Origin of the sequence: Burkholderia reimsis (assembly GCF_003294055.1) — a bacterium.
In the GTDB taxonomy this organism is placed as follows: domain Bacteria; phylum Pseudomonadota; class Gammaproteobacteria; order Burkholderiales; family Burkholderiaceae; genus Burkholderia; species Burkholderia cepacia.
The window spans coordinates 21,821-38,357 of sequence record NZ_QMFZ01000041.1; the positions used below are offsets into that span (position 1 = coordinate 21,821).

Below are 16,537 nucleotides of genomic sequence, written 5' to 3' on the forward strand. Positions count from 1 at the left end.
TTTAGGAGAGAGCAACCGACGCCTGACCGCTTTGCGCGGCGTCCTGAGCAACCGGTGCGCAGAGGTCGGAGCCGGGGAATTTGGCCGGGACGCTCTGCGGCCCCACTGTATCGTGGCTGCCCGCATGAATCTTATTCTCACCGGGCGTATAGCCCACGATGCCTTTTGCGCTGACTTCGAGCTGGCTGTTGCCGGCCGTCAAGCGAATGCCCTGCTTGGCGGTGATGTTGATCCAGTCCGTCGTGCTGATGATCGACAAGACCTTCTTCGCCAGCAACTCCAGCTCGTCGTTTTCCGCATGCACCTGCACCTTGCCGCTCGCGGCGATCAGCTTCATGCCCATCTTGTGCACGAAGAGCGAGAACTTGTCGGATACGCTGGCGAAGAACGATTTGCCTGTCGCGACCGACATGCTTTCGCCGGCCGTAACGGCTACGTGCTGGCCGCCCGTGAGGTGCGCCGTCGCGGGCGTCGTGACGGCGATGCCGGCCGCACCGGCCAGCAGCAGGTGCGCTTCGTCGAGTTCCGGGAAATCACCCTTGTCGCTGCTGCCCGTCGCGCCTGCGCCCTGGATGCCCTCCACCTGCGACTTGAGCGCGTCGGCGATGGGCGTCTGATCCGCTCCGTTGTCCTGCGCCTGATAGTGCTGCGCAAGCTTGGCCGACTGCGCGTGTAACGTTTGCGCTTTGGTCAAGCGCGATGCCGGCGGGCCTACGTCTGACAGATGGCCCTTCGCCATTGCCTGGACTTCGGTGCTGATCAGCATTCCCTTGCCCGAACGAATCGCACCGACCTCATCGGTACGCAGCTCGAAGCCCTCGCCACGGGCATCCTTGCGGCCCTGCCAATCCTCGATTCGCGTGATCTTGCCGAGCGAGAGCTGGCTCGCCGCATGGTCGGACCGGAGCTGCGCCTGAATGGCATTCGCCGTATCGTCGAAAATCAGGTGATTGCTGCGGCCGGACGACGCGTTGCCGTCCGCACCGTTCAGTTCCCGGCTGCGAATGCCCATCAGCGCATGCTCGTCCGGCAGCTTCCACGACGGGACGTTGCGCGCGTTCATCACGCGGCCCGTAATGATCGGGTGGTCCGGATTGCCATCGAGCCATTGCACGATCACTTCGGAACCGATGCGAGGCAGCGCCGCCATCCCCTGGCCGCCGCCGGCCCATCCGCTTGCGACCCGCACCCACGTCGAATACTTGCCGTCGCGATCCCAGTGGAATTGAACCAGCACGCGGCCGTGTTCGTCGGTATGAATGCTCGTGCCCGACTGGCCGACGACGATCGCTGTCTGCGGTGCGAGGATCTTCGTGTCGACACTGTTGAAGCCGCGCCCGGGCCGCCACGGCATCGCCCTAGGAACGCACGTGAACTCGTTGCGGTATTCCGCCAGCACGCCGGTGTCCTGCAGATAGTTGTTGGTCGCTACGTGCCGGACCGTGACGATCAGGTATTCGTCGTCGCTCTGGTCGCGACTCAGCGCCGAGCCGTAACGGTCCGTCAGTCGGAACCAGCGCCCAGGCTGCACGAAGCGATTGTTGCCCTTCGCGTCGAAGTGCTTGATCGTCGCTTCGATTTCCTCCATCCGTCGATTGGCGACCTGATACCCGTGTTCCATGTTCCGATAGCCGTACGCGCCGGCGTACTCGTTCCATTCAAGACGGGGCTGCGCGGCTTCGGGGTTCAACAGACTCGTTTGGACATGGGTCGGCGTCGGGCTCTTGAAGTCGAAACGGGACAGTTCCGCGTGCGTCGACGTGGTTTGCTGGAACGGGGACCAGCTCAGAATGCTGTCCGATTCCTCGGCACCCATGCCATTGTGGAAACGGATTTCGTGAACCTTGCCATCGATCGCGGGCGCAGGGCGCGTCGGATCGGAGACGGTGAGCTTGTGCACCTTGGCCGTGTGCTCGTACCAGTACAGGTAGCCCGCGTGTTCCCAGCGCCGATGAAGGTAATTGTGGTCGTCTTCGTCGAACTGGCAGGCCATCGTCATGCGCGGATCGTCTTCGCCGACCTGCCACGCCCATTCGGGCAATACGCCGTAGTCCTGGAAAACCGTCGCTGTCTGGTCGTGCAGGTTCTGATCGAGGAACAAGCGATTGTGCTGGCTGTACTTCAGGTAGCGCAGCCACGGACCGACATGCGCCTCGTAGAACACCCAGCCGCCATCCGTACGAACGTGCCGGAACGCGAAGATATGACCGTTGAAATATCGCTGGCTGCCGTCGCCGCGCAGCAGGCTGATCGTCACGCGCTTGCCGATGAAATCCTTCGGCGCAAAGTGGTCGTTATCGGACAGGATTTCGATTTTGTAAGCGAAATCTTTCGATAGCGCTTCAACTGCCTCGAATGCGTTCGGCAGGAGGATTCTGTAAGGCGCGTTATCGTCCGGAAAGCTGATTTGCACTTGCCGGTTGTGCTGCGGCCCCAGCGCAAGGTCTCTCAGGGCTTGTGCCGTGTTCTGCATTGTTCTTATCCCTAGATCCGAGCGCGAAATGCCGCTGGGCGGCCCGTGCGCCCTGAATGCGCCGGCAACGCGGGACTAACAATGCTCATCCCGTCCCGACGTGCGGCGATAAGCTCAGACGTATACCACAAAGCCTCTCGAAGGCACACGGGGAAAACTGTCAGGAATATTGAACGAACGGTGGTCGCGTGTAGGGAAAACGAACGCCATATGAGGCGACATCGAGTCCTTTATTGGGGTCCGGCACCGACGGCTTTGCATCCGACACCGTTACTAATTGTGACGTTACAAAATGGGACCCACGAGGTATTTTCAGCCAACCGGACAGCATACGAAATGTAGCGGGGCCAAATCGATTCCAACGCGATGTTGCTCTCAAGAGCCCCTCGCATCCATTTGCAGCGGATCAGGACTTGTAGGGTATCCATTTCGGGATACCTGACCAGGAGTCCAAAAGAACGCCCGCACTCCGCACGGGTTTGCCGTTCACACGTATGCCCGCGGGCGGCATTGCACCGCCCGCTCCCGAATCACACCACCGGGCCCGGTTCCTTTTCCTTGCGCAGGATCGCGTACAGGATGATCGCGCCGAACGTCGCGGTGCCGATCCCGCCGAGCCCGAAGCCGCCGATCTTCAGCGAGAAGTCGCCGGCGCCGAGCACGAGCGTGACGGCCGCGACGATCAGGTTGCGGTTGTCGGAGAAGTCGACCTTGTTGACGACCCAGATCCGCGCGCCCGTCACCGCGATCAGCCCGAACACGACGATCGACACGCCGCCGAGCACGGGGCCCGGAATCGTCTGGATCACCGCGCCGAACTTCGGCGAGAAACCGAGCACGATCGCGATCAGCGCGGCGACCGCGAACACGAGCGTCGAGTAGATTCGCGTGACGGCCATCACGCCGATGTTCTCCGCGTAGGTCGTCACGCCCGTGCCGCCCACGCTGCCCGACACGATCGTCGCGAGCCCGTCGCCGATGAACGCGCGGCCCACGTAGCGATCGAGGCTGGTGCCCGTCATCGCGCTGACGGCCTTGATGTGGCCGAGGTTCTCCGCGACCAGGATCACCGCGATCGGCGCGAGCATCAGCATCGCGTGCGGATCGAACACCGGCGCGCGGAAGCTCGGCACGCCGAACCAGGCCGCGTGCCCGACGATCGAGAAATCGATCGGCTTGCCGAGCCCCATCCCGTTGGTCACGACCGCGTAGATCACGTAAGCGATCACCAGCCCGACGAGGATCAGCAGGCGCTGCACCATGCCGCGCGAGAACACCGCGACGCCGCCGACGCACAGCACCGTGACGAGCGCCATCACCGATTCGAAGGTCGACCCGGACACGCCCTTGACCGCGATCGGCGCAAGGTTGAGCCCGATCACCGCGACCACCGCGCCGGTCACGACCGGCGGCATCAGCGTCTCGATCCAGCGCGTGCCGATCGCCTGCACCAGCGCGCCGATCGCGACGTACACGACACCGCACGCGATGATCCCGCCGAGCGCGACCGGGATGTTCGGGTTCGGGCCGCTGCCGCCGTAACCGGTCACCGCGATCACGAGGCCGATGAACGCGAAGCTCGAGCCGAGGTAGCTCGGCACGCGGCCGCCGACCAGCACGAAGAACAGCAGTGTGCCGATGCCCGACATGAAGATGCACAGGTTCGGGTCGAAGCCCATCAGCAGCGGCGCGAGCACGGTCGAGCCGAACATCGCGACGACGTGCTGCACGCCCATCGCGACCATCTGCGGCCACGGCAGGCGCTCGTCGGGGCCGACCACGCGCGATGCCGCGCCGGTCGATTGCACCCGCCAGCGCGGGAAGTAGGAATCGGACATGGGGAAAAGGGCTCCTGTCGGTCGGTCGCCGGCTGCGGAGGATGCGCCGGTCTGGAATCTGGCGCGAGTTTACGGAGCGGAAATGGGGCTGGCAAGCAGACCGACACGCGGGACGGCGGGCGGCGCCGGCAGGCGCGGGGCGCGGCCGGGTGCAGGTGAAACGGGGCGCGATCGCGCGGCCCGGCGGCCGGCCGGCCGCGCATCGGGGGCAAGCGGGCAGGCGGGCGGCGGTCGACACCGGCCGCGACGCAAGCGTGCGCTCACATCGCGGCCGGCGCGGCGTGCATCAGGGGTTGATGTACTGGAACAGCGACAGGTTCTGCAGCTGCGCGTAAGCCTTCTGCGAGCCCGTCAGCGCGTTCTGCATCTGCAGGAACTGGCTGATCGTCGACACCATGTTGGTGCTCGTCAGGTCGGACAGGTTGCTGGTGACCTGCAGCGTGTTGGTCTGGTTCACGGTCTGCATCGCCTTGATTTCCTGCTCGCGGCCGCCGACCGACGCCTGCACGGTGAGGACGTTCGTCATCATGTTGTTCAGCTTCGTCGTGCCGGTGGTCATCGCGTTCGCGAGCGAGGCCGCGGCCGACGTGTTGCTGCTGATCGGCACCTTCAGCGCGGCGATCATCGAGTCGAGCGCCGCGAACACGTCGGTGCCGGCCTTCGGCGCGGGCGTGACGGTGAACGTGTCGCCGGGCGCCGGCGTTCCCGACACCGGCACCGACAGGCCGTTGCCGAGCGCGATCCCGGCGCCGGCCGAATACGGCTGCGCGGGGTTCGTGGTCGGCGGCACCACGGTGTTGTCGGTGACCGTATAGGTCGGCGCGGCGGCCGTCCCGCCGAACGTGATCGTGAACTGGTGCGTGTTGGTCGCGGCCGACGGGCTCGTGATCGACACCGCGCCGATCGTGCCCGTGCCGGTGTTGCCCGCGCCGGCGAGCGGCACCGGCTGGCTGCCGAGCATCGGCACCGACAGGAACACGTTCGCGCCGTTGTCGCCCTGCGAGATCGCGCGCGTATCGGCGATCTGCACCTGCCGCGTGCCCGTGTCGCCGCTGTAGGTCACGCCGCCGCCCGGTGCGTTCGAGAACGGCGCCGTGGTCGACTGGAAGCCCGAAAACAGGTAGTTGCCCGAGCCGTCGGTCGAGTTCGCGAGCGTCAGCAACTGGTCGCGATAGCCCTGCAGCTGCGTCGCTTGCGCCGCGCGGTCGCTGTCGGACAACGAGCCGTCGCCGGCCTGGATCACGACCGTATGGATGTTGTTCAGCAGGTTGTTGACGCTGATGAGCGTCTGGTCTTCCTTCTGCAGCGACGACAGCGCGGCGCTCTGGTTCGACGCATACTGCGACAGCGTCGCCGACGTCATCGACAGCTGCACCGCCTGCGCGGCGCCGAGCGGGTTGTCGGCAGGCGTCGAGAGGCTCACGCCACTCGAGATCTGCTGGTACAGCTGCGAGAGCTGCGCCTGCTGATCGTTCATCTGCGCGACGTTCATCTGGTAGAACTGCGTGGTGGAAATCCGCATCTGATCGATCTCCGAAATCAGTTGAACAGGCCGAGCACGGTCTGGAACAGCGTCGACGCGGTCTGGATCACCTTCGCGTTCGCCTGGTAGAGCTGCTGGTACTGCATCAGGTTGGCCGCCTCTTCGTTCTGGTTCACGCCCGACACCGACTGCTGCGCCTGCGTGATCTGGCCGATCAGCGAAGTCTGCGCGGCGCTCGACGACTTCAGCTGGCTCGTCGTGTTGCCGATGCTGTTCACGTAGCTCGCGTACGCGCCCGTCAGCGTGGTCGAGCCGTTGCCGAACGATTTCGCGCTGACGAGCTTCGACAGCGCAAGCGCGTTGCTGCCGTCGTTCGTGCCGCCCGTGTTCGGCGCGACCGTGAACGTGTCGCCGACCGTGGGCGCGCCCGACACCGTGACCGTGACGCCGGCCGTCAGCGTGATCGGCGTGCCGGACTGGTACGGCTGCGCCGCGCTGGTCGTCGGCGGCACGGCCGTGTTGTCGGTGACCGTGTAGGTCGGGCTGGCGGTCGTGCCGCCCATCGTGATCGTGTAGTTGTGCGGGTTGGCCGCGGCCGTCGCGCTGGTGACCGACAGCCCGCCGATCGTGCCGGTGCCCGTGTTCGTCTTGGTGGCCGACGGCACGTACGGCGACGCCGCCGCGATCGCGGAGCCGTTCGACGTCGCGAGGCCAAAGCCGTTCAGCGCACCGCGCGTCGGCTGCACGGTGAACTTGTCGCCGGCATTCATCGCGCCGGACGAGAACGAGAAGTTCAGCCCGCCGATCGAGGCCGGCATGCTGGCCGACTGGCCGACCACCGCACCGCTCGCGCGGTCGGTCAGCGTGTAGTTCGTGCCGTCGTACGACAGCGTGTAGTCGCTCGTGGTCGGCTGCGACGCGTTCGCGAACGACACGGACAGCGCCGCGTTGCCGGTATTGCGCTGGTTCGCGTACGTGATCGGCGTGCCGGTGGTGAACAGGTTGCCGCCGACGTTGCCCGACAGGTCGATGCCGAGCGCGTTCTGCGCGTTGACCTGCGCGGCGAAGCTGGTCGCGATCGCGCCGAGCTGCGCTTCGGCCGGGTCGAGCGTCTGGCTGCGGAACGCGAGCAGGCCGCCGAGCGTGCCGCCCGACAGCGACGCGTCGGACAGCGCCTGGTTCGGCCCCTGCGGGTTCGCGCCGGCGATGCCCTGCGACACGACGGTCAGCTCGCTCGGATCGGACGGCGACGTGACGGCCGCGAGCTGGTAGCTCTTGTTCGCGACGACGAGCGGCGTGCCGCCCGCGAGAAACACGCTGTAGCCGTCGCTGTTGCGCACGACCTGCACGCCCGCGAGGTTCGACAGGTTCGACACCGCGAGGTCGCGCTGATCCATCAGCTGGTTCGGCGGCTGGCCCTGGCTGCTCGCGGACGCGATCTGCTGGTTCAGTTGCGCGATCTGCGCGGTGTACGCGTTGATCTGCGTCACGGTGCTCGAGATCTGCGTGTTCACGCTCTGGCGCAGCGCGTCGTACTGCTGGCCGGCCGCCGTGATCTGGTTCGCGAGCGTCTGCGCATTGCTCATCGCGGTCTGCCGCACCGACGCGTCGGATGCGCTGTTCGCGACGTTCTGCATCCCGGTGAAGTAGCTCGTGATCGCGGTCGAGATGCCGGACGTCGGGCTGCCGATGTAGTTGTTCAGCTGCGTGACGAGCGAATACCACGTCGACAGCGCGCCGCTCTGCGTCTGCGCACCGTTCAGCTGGTCGCTCAGGTACTGGCTGTACTGCCGCTGCACGGTGACGGTGTTCACGCCCTGCGGCATGTAACCGCTGCTCGTGTACTGGCCGCTTGCCTCGGCATAGACGGGGCGTTCGACCGAATAACCCGGCGTCGCCGCGTTGCTGATGTTCTGGCCGGTCGTCGTGAGGCCCCAGAGTGCGGCATTCAGGCCGCTGACGCCGAGGTTCATGAGTGTGTTGGACATGCGCGATCCTGATGAGCCGGCCGCGCTGCGGCCGCCGGGTTGCGTGACTCCCGGTATAACGGCCGCGGATCGAAAAAATTGAGGAAAAAATGCACGCGCGACGCGCGCTCGCGCGTGGCGGGTCGAAACGCCCGGCGGCCCGGGCCGGCGGCGGTGCGTGGGCGGCCTCGAGCGGCCTCGGGCAGCCTCGAGCGGCCCCGGGCGGGGCCGGCGGCCGCGTGCGCGTCAGGCCCGCGCGAGCGAGCGGCGCTTCATCTCGAGCTGCGTGATCAGCCGCTGCAGCGTGTTCTCCGCGCTGCCCGGCAGCGACATGTAGCGAAAGCCGAGCTGGTAGCGCCGCGACCCGTTCGGCATCTGCGTCGAACGCTGCGACACGAGCTGCAGGTCGAGCGACAGCTTGCCGTGACCGGTCAGTTCGAGCTCGACGTCGGGCAGCAGCGTGCCGACCTCGAGCGCCTCGACGCGTTCGTCCGCCGTGCGCAGCCCCACGCCGCCGAGCGACAGGTTGTGCACCTCGAACAGGAAGCTCTCGCCGTCCGGCAGCTTGCCGCGGCACACGTACGGATCGACGACCGGCGCATCGACGCGGAAATACTCGCGGCGCTGGATGCACATCAGGACGTCGGGGAAATCGGCGACGAACGCGGGCAGCCCCTCGTAGCGCGTCTCGCGCGGCGTGCCCGTGGAGAATTCGACGCGCACGCCCTCCGGCGCGGCCGCGAACGTGCAGTGCGACGCGCCCAGGATGCCGGCGTTCTGCTCGGACAGCGCGCCCCAGTCGAACGTGAACGTCCGCGCGCCGACATCCACCTCGAGCAGGCGCGTGACGAGCTGGCCGCCCGGGTACTGGACGGTCAGGAAATCGCCGCGATTGACGAGGTTGCGCAGCTGCACGCCGATTTCCAGCGGATTGCGGCGGGCATAGTCGGGCCCGGAGTGGCCTGCATCCAGGCTGGGGTCCGTCGACGTTTCGATATTCATGGCTAGCCGGTCTTTCTTGTCATGGGCGCCCGGGCAACCGGTGCGCGATAAAACCGGGCCAGAACGGGGGCCCGGTCGCAGGTCTCTCACACTTAGCGGCAGTGCTGACCGAAAGTTTAGATCGAAACGGGGATTTTTTTCGCGCAAACGTTGAAACCGCGCGCGGCGGGCTGCCGGGCGCGGTCCGAAAGGGGCAACGGCGCTGGCCGACGGGCCGTCAGCCGATCTGCTGCATGATCGAGATCAGCTTCTTCGCGTAGTTCGGGTCGGTCGCGTAGCCGGCCTTCTGCATCCCGTGCGCGAAGCCTTCGACGCTGCGGCTCGCGCTCAGCACGCCCGAGTAGCGCGGATTGTTCTTCAGCAGGGTCGCGTAATCGGTCATCGCGTGCTCGTACGAGTCGTACGCGCGGAACTTCGCGACCACGCGGCGCGGCGTGCCGTTCACGTATTCGGTCGTCAGCGCCGACACCGTGCGGCCGGTCCAGCCCTTGGTCGCCTTGATGCCGAACACGTTGTAGCTGGTCGAGCCGTCGCTCGCGCGGATCTCGCGCTTGCCCCAGCCCGACTCGAGCGCGGCCTGGCCGACGATGAAGCGCGCCGGGATGCCGGTCGACGCGCTGGCCGCCTGCGCGGGGCCCGCGAGCCGGTCGACGAACGCGTCGGCGTCCTGCACGCCGCTCGCGCCCTTCAGCGGCGGCGTCAGCGCGCTGCCGGCCGAATAGCCGCGCGTGCCGGCGAGCCCGCCGTTGTTCGCCGCGTTCGCGTAGGCCTTCGCCATCGCGTTCATCGCGGCGAGGCCGCCTTCGTTACCCGACGTGCCGAGGCCGCCCGCGCCCAGGCCGGCCGCGCCGACGTCGGCCGCCGTGTCGCTGCCCGCACCCTGCCCCGCATTGCGCAGCAGCTGCTTCATCAGCGCGTCGGCGACGCCGATCCCGCGCGTCGACATCTGCTGCGCGAGCTGCTGGTCGAGCATCGACGTGTACAGCTTGGACGTATGCGAATCGAACAGCCCGCCGTCCGGCGACGCGTCGCGCATGCTCTTGAGCATCATCTGCGTGAACATCGCGTCGAACTGGCCGGCGACCGCCTTCGCGCCGGCCTGCGGCGACTGTTTCGCCTGCGCGCGCAGCGCGTCGAAACCCTGCACGTCGAGCGCGAAGCGCTGCGTGAGGTCGTTCGCGTTCGGAAGAGAGGCTGCCATTTAGATGATCTCCAGGTCGGCGCGCAGCGCGCCGGCGGCCTTCATCGCCTGCAGGATCGACATCAGGTCCGCGGGCGTCGCGCCGAGCGTGTTCAGCGCCTTCACGACGTCGGCGAGATTCGCGCCGGCCGTCACCATCTTCAGCGCGCCGTTGTCCTGCTTGAGCTGGATCTGCGACTGCTGCGCCACCACCGTCTGCCCGTTCGAGAACGGCCCCGGCTGCGATACCACCGGCTGCGTGTTGACCACGACCGACAGGTTGCCGTGCGCGACCGCGCAGCTCTGCAGCGTGACCATCTGGTTCATCACGATCGAGCCGGTGCGCGCGTTCAGGATCACCTTCGCCGCGGCCTTGTCCGGGCTCACGTCGAGGTTCTGCAGGCGCGCCATGAACGCGACCTGCTGCGCCGAATCGGCCGGCGCGGCGAGCTGGATCGTGCGGCCGTCGAGCGCCGTCGCGGTGCCCGGGCCGAAGCTCGAATTGACCGCGGACACGATCCGCTGCGCGGTGCCGTAGTCCATGTCGTTCAGCTGCAGCTGCAGCACGCCGTTCATCTGCGCGATCGCGTTCGGCACCGAACGCTCGACGATCGCGCCGCCGACGATCCGGCCGGCCGCGAGCTGGTTCACCTGCACGCGGCTGCCGTTCGCGCTCGCGCCCGCGCCGCCGACCGCCATGTTGCCCTGCGCGAGCGCGTAGACCTGGCCGTCCGCGCCCTTCAGCGGCGTGAGCAGCAGCGTGCCGCCGCGCAGGCTTTTCGCGTTGCCGAGCGACGACACGGTGACGTCGAGCGCCTCGCCCGGCCGCGCGAACGGCGGCAGCGTGGCGGTCACCATCACGGCCGCGACGTTCTTCAGCTGCATGTTGCTCAGCGACGACGGGCCGCCGTTGGCCGAACCGTTGTTGATCGAGATGCCGAGGTTCGCGAGCATGTTCGCGAGCGTCTGCGTCGTGAACGGCGTCTGCATCGTCTGGTCGCCCGTGCCGTCGAGACCGACGACGAGGCCATAGCCGATCAGCGGGTTGTCGCGCACGCCCTGGATCTGCGCGAGATCCTTCAGGCGTTCCGCGTGCGCGGGCGCCGCGCCGAGCACGCACGCCGCGAACACGAGGGCGAGCCGCGCGGCGGCATGCGCGCGGGCCGACAGCCGGTTGAACAGGGTCTTCTGCATCGTCATCACCACGGCGCGATGTTGAGGAAGAAGCGCTGCAGCCAGCCCATCGTCTCGGCTTCGTTGATGTAGCCCTTCGACGAGTATTCGATCTTCGCGTCAGCGACCTGCGTCGAGTAGACCGAGTTCGCGCCCGAGATCGTGTTCGGGTTCACGACGCCCGAGAAGCGCACGAATTCGTTGCCCTGGTTGATCAGCATCTGCTTCTCGCCGCTGACCACCAGGTTGCCGTTCGGCAGCACGTTGGTGACGGTCACCGTGATCGTGCCGTTGAACGTGTTCGCCGCGCTCGCGCCGCCGGTCGCCGCGAACTTGTTGTTGCCGGCGGCCGACAGGTTCGCCTTCGCGAACAGCCCGCCGAGGAAGCCGGCCGTCGGCACGTTGAAGTCGGTGTTGCCCTGCCGGTTCGTGTTCGCGCCCGACGACTTGGTCGCGTTGATGTTCTCCGCGATCATGATCGTCAGGATGTCGCCGACGTTGCGCGGCCGCTGATCCTCGAACAGCGGCCGCCCCGCGTAACCGGGGTTGTAGATCGAGCCGGGCGCCTGCATCGACATCGGCGCCGGCGGCTGTGCCGTCATCGGCTGCTGGATGATCGGATCGCGCGGAATCTGCGCGCAACCGGCGGCGAGCGCCGCCACCGCGACCGCGCATGCGGCGCGGACGGTGGCTGACGGGAGGAGGCGAACCTGCTTCATGGCGACGACGGGACTTTCCGGTTAGCTCTTCATCTGCGTGACGGTCTGCAGCATCTGGTCGGACGTCGTCACGGCCTTGCTGTTGATCTCGTAGGCACGCTGCGTCTGGATCATGTTGACGAGCTCCTGCACGACGTTCACGTTCGACGCTTCGACGTAGTTCTGGTTGAGCACGCCCGCGCCGTTCAGGCCCGGCTGCGACACGTTCGGCGCGCCCGACGACGTGGTCTCGGAGAACAGGTTCTCGCCGCGCGCCTCGAGGCCGGCCGGGTTGATGAAGGTCGCGATCTGCAGCGAGCCGATCTGCACCGAGTTGGTCGAGCCCGCCTGCGTGACCGACACGACGCCGTCCTTGCCGATCGTCAGCGACGTCGCGTTCTGCGGGATCGTGATCGCCGGCAGGATCTGGTAGCCGCTCGACGTGACGAGCTGGCCCTGCGCGTTGGTCTGGAACGAGCCGTCGCGCGTGTACGCGTTCGTGCCGTCCGGCATCAGCACCTGGAAGAAGCCCGCGCCGTTGATCGCGACGTCCTTCGAGTTGCCGGTCTGCGTGAGGCCGCCCTGCGTGTACAGGCGCTCGGTCGCGACCTGCTGCACGCCGGTGCCGAGCTGCAGGCCCGACGGCAGCTCGGTCTGCTGCGTCGAGTTCGCGCCCGGCTGGCGGATGGTCTGGTACAGCAGATCCTCGAACACCGCGCGCGACGCCTTGAAGCCGTTCGTGCTGGTGTTCGCGAGGTTGTTCGAAATCACGTCCATCTGCGCCTGCTGCGCATTCATGCCGGTGGCGGCGATGTAGAGCGAACGGTTCACTTGTCAATTCTCCTGCGTGGGCTGGCGCGGGCGCTCAGCTGAAGTTGAGCAGCTGGTTCGCCGACTGCTCGTTCTGGTCGGCCGTCTGGATCAGCTTCGACTGAAGCTGGAACGCGCGCGCGTTGTCGATCATCGCGACCATCGCGGTCACCGGGTTGACGTTGCTGCCCTCGAGCGAATTCGGCGTGACGACCACGTTCGGGTCGGCGTCGGCCGGATTACCGTCGGCGGTGCGGAACAACCCGTCGTTGCCGCGCGTGAGCGTGGCCGGATCGGGATTGACGAGCTTCATCTGGTCGACGATCGCGACCGCCGTCGGCGGGTCGCCCGGCATCAGCGCGGACACCGTGCCGTCCTTGCCGATCGTCACTTCCGCGTTCGGCGGCACCGAGATCGGGCCGCCGTTGCCGACCACCGGCAGGTTGCTCGCGGTGACGAGCTGGCCGTTCTCGTCGACATGCAGGTTGCCGGCGCGCGTGTACGCCTCGCTGCCGTCGGCCGCCTGCACCGCCAGCCAGCCGGCGCCCTGCACGGCGACGTCGAGCGGGTTGCCGGTGCGCGTGATCGGACCCGGCGCGTAATCGGCGCCGGGCGTCGATGCGAGCACGTAGGTGCGCGTCGTCGTCGGGTCGATGTTGCTGCCGTCGCCGAAATTCATCGGCACCGCGCGATACGTCGCGAGCTGCGCGCGAAAGCCCGTCGTCGACGCGTTCGCGAGGTTGTTCGCGACGATCGCCTGCTGGTCGAGCGACTGCGACGCGCCCGTCATCGCCGTGTAGATCAGTCGGTCCATGGCTGCCCGTTATCCGCGCTTACAGGTTGATGAGCGTCTGGTCGACGGTCTGCTGCGTCTTGATCGTCTGCGCGTTCGCCTGGTAGTTGCGCTGCGCGGTGATCAGGTTGACGAGCTGCGACGTGAGGTCGACGTTCGAGCTCTCGAGCGCGCTGCCCTGCAGCGTGCCGTGGTTCGTGCTGCCCGGCGCCGAGATCTGCGGCACGCCCGACGCGGAGCTTTCCGCGTACTGGTTGCCGCCGAGGTTCACCAGCCCGTTCGGGTTGTTGAAGTTCGCGAGCGCGATCTGGCCGAGCACGGACGTCTGGCCGTTCGAGTAGTTGCCGGTCAGCTTGCCGTCGGTGCCGATCGTGTAGGTCGTCAGCGTGCCGCTCGCGAAGCCGTCCTGCGCGAGGTTGTTCACGCCGTCCTTGCCGCCGTACTGCGTCGTGCCGGTCAGGTCGAGCGTGAGGTTCTGCGGCGTCGCCGAGCCGTCGGTGTTCGGCACCGTGAACTGGAACTGGCCGAGCGACGTGGTCGGCGTGGCCGGCGTGCCCGTCGTCGTGCTCTGGATCGCGCCCGACGAGTTGAACGTGACCGTCCCGAGGTCGTTCGTCGCGCCGCCCTGCACGCCCGCGTACGCTTCCCACGTGCCGGCCGCCGACTTCACGAAATACATGTTGACCGCTTGCGAGCCGCCGAGCGAGTCGTATACCTGGATCGACGTCGAGTAGTTGTACGTCGTGTTGTCGGTCGCGTTGAACGGCGTCTTGGTCGGCACCGTGTCCTGCGAGTTCAGGTTGAACTGCGCGGAGATCTTGGTCGTCGCGGTCGGCGCGAGGTTGGTCGTCGGCGCCTGCAGCGGCACGGTCTGCGCGGTGTTGATCACGCCGCCCGCGTTGGCTGCGTAGCCCATCAGGTTGCGGCCCTGCGAGTCGACGATGAAGCCGTTCTTGTCACGCTGGAACGTGCCGTCGCGCGAGTACGTCGTCACGCCGTTGTTCGACATCTGGAAGAAGCCGTTGCCGTTGATCGCGACGTCGAGCGACGAGTTCGTCGTGGTGATCCCGCCCTGGCCGAAGTTCTGCTCGACCGAGTTCAGCCGCGTCCCGATGCCGATCTGCGTGTTGGTCGACGTCGCGACCGAGTTCGCGTACATGTCGGCGAACTGCGCGGTGCTCGACTTGAAGCCGACCGTGTTCGCGTTGGCGATGTTGTTGCCGATCACGTCGAGCGCGTTCGATGCACCCGAGAGGCCGCTCAGACCCTGTTGATAACCCATTTCGGTCTCCGTTTCGAGAATGCTCGATCAGTATCAGTTGGTGGTGGTGCCGCCGGCCGACGACGAGGACGACGCGGTGTTCGGGAAGATCGACGCGACCTGGGTCAGCCCCACCGTCGTGCCGTTCGACAGCACGAGCCCCGCCGTGCCGTCCGCCTGCTTGATCACGCTCTGCACCGTCGCGGCCGCGAGCGTCGTGGCCGGCTGCGGCGTGCCGTTGCTGTCGGTGTACGACGCGCTGACCGTGTACTTGCCGTCCGGCAGCGCGTTGCCCGCCGAGTCGGTCGGCGTCCAGTTGAACGGCACGGTGCCGGCCGACTGCGCGCCCGCCTTGATCGTGTTCACCACGGTGCCCGCCGCGTTCTTCACGGTGATCGTCAGGTTCGACACCGAGCTCGACAGCGACACGCCGAACGGCGACGCCGCGCCGCCCTTCACCGCGACCGCGTTGCCCGGCGCGAGCACGTTCGTGCCGATCAGCAGCGCGGCCTGCGTCTGCTGGCCGGCCGTGAGCTGCGACGACAGCGACGTGAGCGACGTATTCAGCTGCGCGATGCCGCTCACCGTGTTGATCTGCGCGAGCTGCGACGTCATCTGCGAGCTGTCGACCGGGCTCGTAGGGTCCTGGTTCTGCAGCTGCGTGACGAGCAGCTTCAGGAACGTCGCCTGCAGGTCGCTCGCCGACGTGCCGTTGGTCGACGACACGTTGTTGGTGTTCATCGTGTCGGTCGGCAGGTTCGACACGTTCGTGCCGTTGCTGCCGATCGTCGTGCTGGAGGAAGTCATCCTGGGTGGCCTTCTGTCTGGACTTTCGGAACTGTCGGGTCTGTGAGGTCGGTCGGCGCGCGGCTTACGAGCCGATCGTCAGCGTCTTGAGCATCAGCGTCTTCGCGGTGTTCAGCGTCTCGACGTTGGCCTGGTACGAGCGCGACGCCGAGATCATGTTCACCATCTCCTGCACCGGATCGACGTTCGGCATCTGCACGTAGCCGTTCGCGTCGGCGGCCGGGTTCGACGGGTCGTAGGTCGACTTCATCGGCGACGGGTCGTCCATCACCTTCGTCACGCGCACGCCGCCCACGCCCTGGCCGGACGCGGTGCGCGCGCCGCCGATCGGGTCGGTCGCGAACACGACCTGCTTGGCCTTGTACGGCTTGCCGTCGGGGCCGGTCGCGCTGTCGGCGTTCGCGAGGTTCGACGCGGTGACGTTCAGGCGCTGCGACTGCGCGGACAGCGCCGAGCCGGCAACGCCGAAGATGTTCATCAACGAAGGCATGGAAGCTCCTTTTGCTCGGATTCGGAGGCGGCGCGCGCCGTCACTGGTTCGTCGTGATCGCGGCGATCATCGCCTTGATCTGCTGGGTCATCACGGTCATCCCGGTCTGGTAGTGCAGCGCGTTGTTCGCGAACTGCACGCGCTCGACGTCGAGATCGACCGTGTTGCCGTCGAGCGACGGCTGCAGCGGCATCCGGTACTGCGCGCGGCCGTAGTCGTCCGCCGGGCCGCCCGTCGGGATCAGCTTCGCGGTGCCGGCCATGTGCCCCGCCGCCGTCGACACCATCGACATGCCGCTCGTCACGCCGGCCGGCTGCGTCATCGGCAGTTGCGCGGCGTTGCTCGGCGCGAGGCCGCCATTGGCCTGCTTCAGCGAGCGCGCGAGCGTCGACGCGAAATCGACGTCGCGGGCCTGGTAGCCGGGCGTGTCGGAGTTCGCGATGTTCGACGACAGCAGTTCCTGCCGGTAGGCGCGCACGTCGAGCGCCTGTCGGCCGAACGCGAATTCCGCATCGAGTTTGTCCAGCATGTGTGCGTCTCTCCGTATGAAGCGCTGCACGCC

Annotated in this window: 14 protein-coding genes; all 14 read right to left on the reverse strand. The window is 67.0% G+C overall.

The features are described from left to right. Nucleotide 1: 1 nt before the first annotated feature. Complete coding sequence (locus DPV79_RS33710; protein WP_113047464.1) at nucleotides 2–2,473, reverse strand: type VI secretion system Vgr family protein; 2,472 nt, start codon at nucleotides 2,471–2,473, stop codon at nucleotides 2–4. A 530-nt stretch (nucleotides 2,474–3,003) separates the two neighbouring features. After that, on the reverse strand, nucleotides 3,004–4,311 hold the full coding sequence (locus DPV79_RS33715) for a solute carrier family 23 protein (RefSeq protein ID WP_021163479.1): 1,308 nt from the start codon (nucleotides 4,309–4,311) through the stop codon (nucleotides 3,004–3,006). Nucleotides 4,312–4,597: 286 nt separating this feature from the next. Beyond that, nucleotides 4,598–5,833, reverse strand: a complete 1,236-nt coding sequence (gene flgL / locus DPV79_RS33720) for a flagellar hook-associated protein FlgL (RefSeq protein WP_059496532.1) — start codon at nucleotides 5,831–5,833, stop codon at nucleotides 4,598–4,600. Nucleotides 5,834–5,850: 17 nt separating this feature from the next. Continuing rightward, nucleotides 5,851–7,782, reverse strand: a complete 1,932-nt coding sequence (flgK, locus tag DPV79_RS33725) for a flagellar hook-associated protein FlgK (RefSeq protein WP_113047465.1) — start codon at nucleotides 7,780–7,782, stop codon at nucleotides 5,851–5,853. Nucleotides 7,783–8,007: 225 nt separating this feature from the next. Beyond that, a complete protein-coding gene (locus DPV79_RS33730; protein ID WP_021164374.1) occupies nucleotides 8,008–8,763 on the reverse strand; it encodes a flagellar brake protein in 756 nt (251 codons plus the stop codon). A gap of 217 nt (nucleotides 8,764–8,980) precedes the next feature. Further along, entirely contained in the window at nucleotides 8,981–9,964 is a 984-nt protein-coding gene (flgJ, locus tag DPV79_RS33735) for a flagellar assembly peptidoglycan hydrolase FlgJ (protein ID WP_027788924.1), read from the reverse strand. After that, nucleotides 9,965–11,137, reverse strand: coding sequence for a flagellar basal body P-ring protein FlgI (locus tag DPV79_RS33740; protein WP_042978316.1), 1,173 nt, complete (start codon nucleotides 11,135–11,137; stop codon nucleotides 9,965–9,967). It lies immediately after the preceding gene. Between the two features lie 5 nt (nucleotides 11,138–11,142). Continuing rightward, nucleotides 11,143–11,835, reverse strand: coding sequence for a flagellar basal body L-ring protein FlgH (flgH, locus tag DPV79_RS33745; RefSeq protein ID WP_021164161.1), 693 nt, complete (start codon nucleotides 11,833–11,835; stop codon nucleotides 11,143–11,145). A 21-nt stretch (nucleotides 11,836–11,856) separates the two neighbouring features. Further along, nucleotides 11,857–12,645 carry a flagellar basal-body rod protein FlgG gene (flgG, locus tag DPV79_RS33750; RefSeq protein ID WP_021164160.1) on the reverse strand — a complete coding sequence of 263 codons (789 nt, stop codon included), beginning with the start codon at nucleotides 12,643–12,645 and terminating at the stop codon, nucleotides 11,857–11,859. A gap of 34 nt (nucleotides 12,646–12,679) precedes the next feature. Beyond that, nucleotides 12,680–13,438, reverse strand: a complete 759-nt coding sequence (gene flgF, locus DPV79_RS33755) for a flagellar basal-body rod protein FlgF (protein ID WP_027788921.1) — start codon at nucleotides 13,436–13,438, stop codon at nucleotides 12,680–12,682. A 19-nt stretch (nucleotides 13,439–13,457) separates the two neighbouring features. Then, on the reverse strand, nucleotides 13,458–14,699 hold the full coding sequence (gene flgE, locus DPV79_RS33760) for a flagellar hook protein FlgE (RefSeq protein ID WP_021164158.1): 1,242 nt from the start codon (nucleotides 14,697–14,699) through the stop codon (nucleotides 13,458–13,460). Between the two features lie 33 nt (nucleotides 14,700–14,732). After that, nucleotides 14,733–15,485 (reverse strand): flagellar hook assembly protein FlgD, encoded by a 753-nt coding sequence (flgD, locus tag DPV79_RS33765; protein ID WP_021164157.1) that lies wholly within the window; start codon nucleotides 15,483–15,485, stop codon nucleotides 14,733–14,735. A gap of 64 nt (nucleotides 15,486–15,549) precedes the next feature. Further along, a complete protein-coding gene (gene flgC, locus DPV79_RS33770) occupies nucleotides 15,550–15,975 on the reverse strand; it encodes a flagellar basal body rod protein FlgC (protein WP_021164156.1) in 426 nt (141 codons plus the stop codon). Nucleotides 15,976–16,015: 40 nt separating this feature from the next. Beyond that, on the reverse strand, nucleotides 16,016–16,504 hold the full coding sequence (gene flgB / locus DPV79_RS33775; protein ID WP_021164155.1) for a flagellar basal body rod protein FlgB: 489 nt from the start codon (nucleotides 16,502–16,504) through the stop codon (nucleotides 16,016–16,018). Nucleotides 16,505–16,537 lie beyond the last annotated feature (33 nt).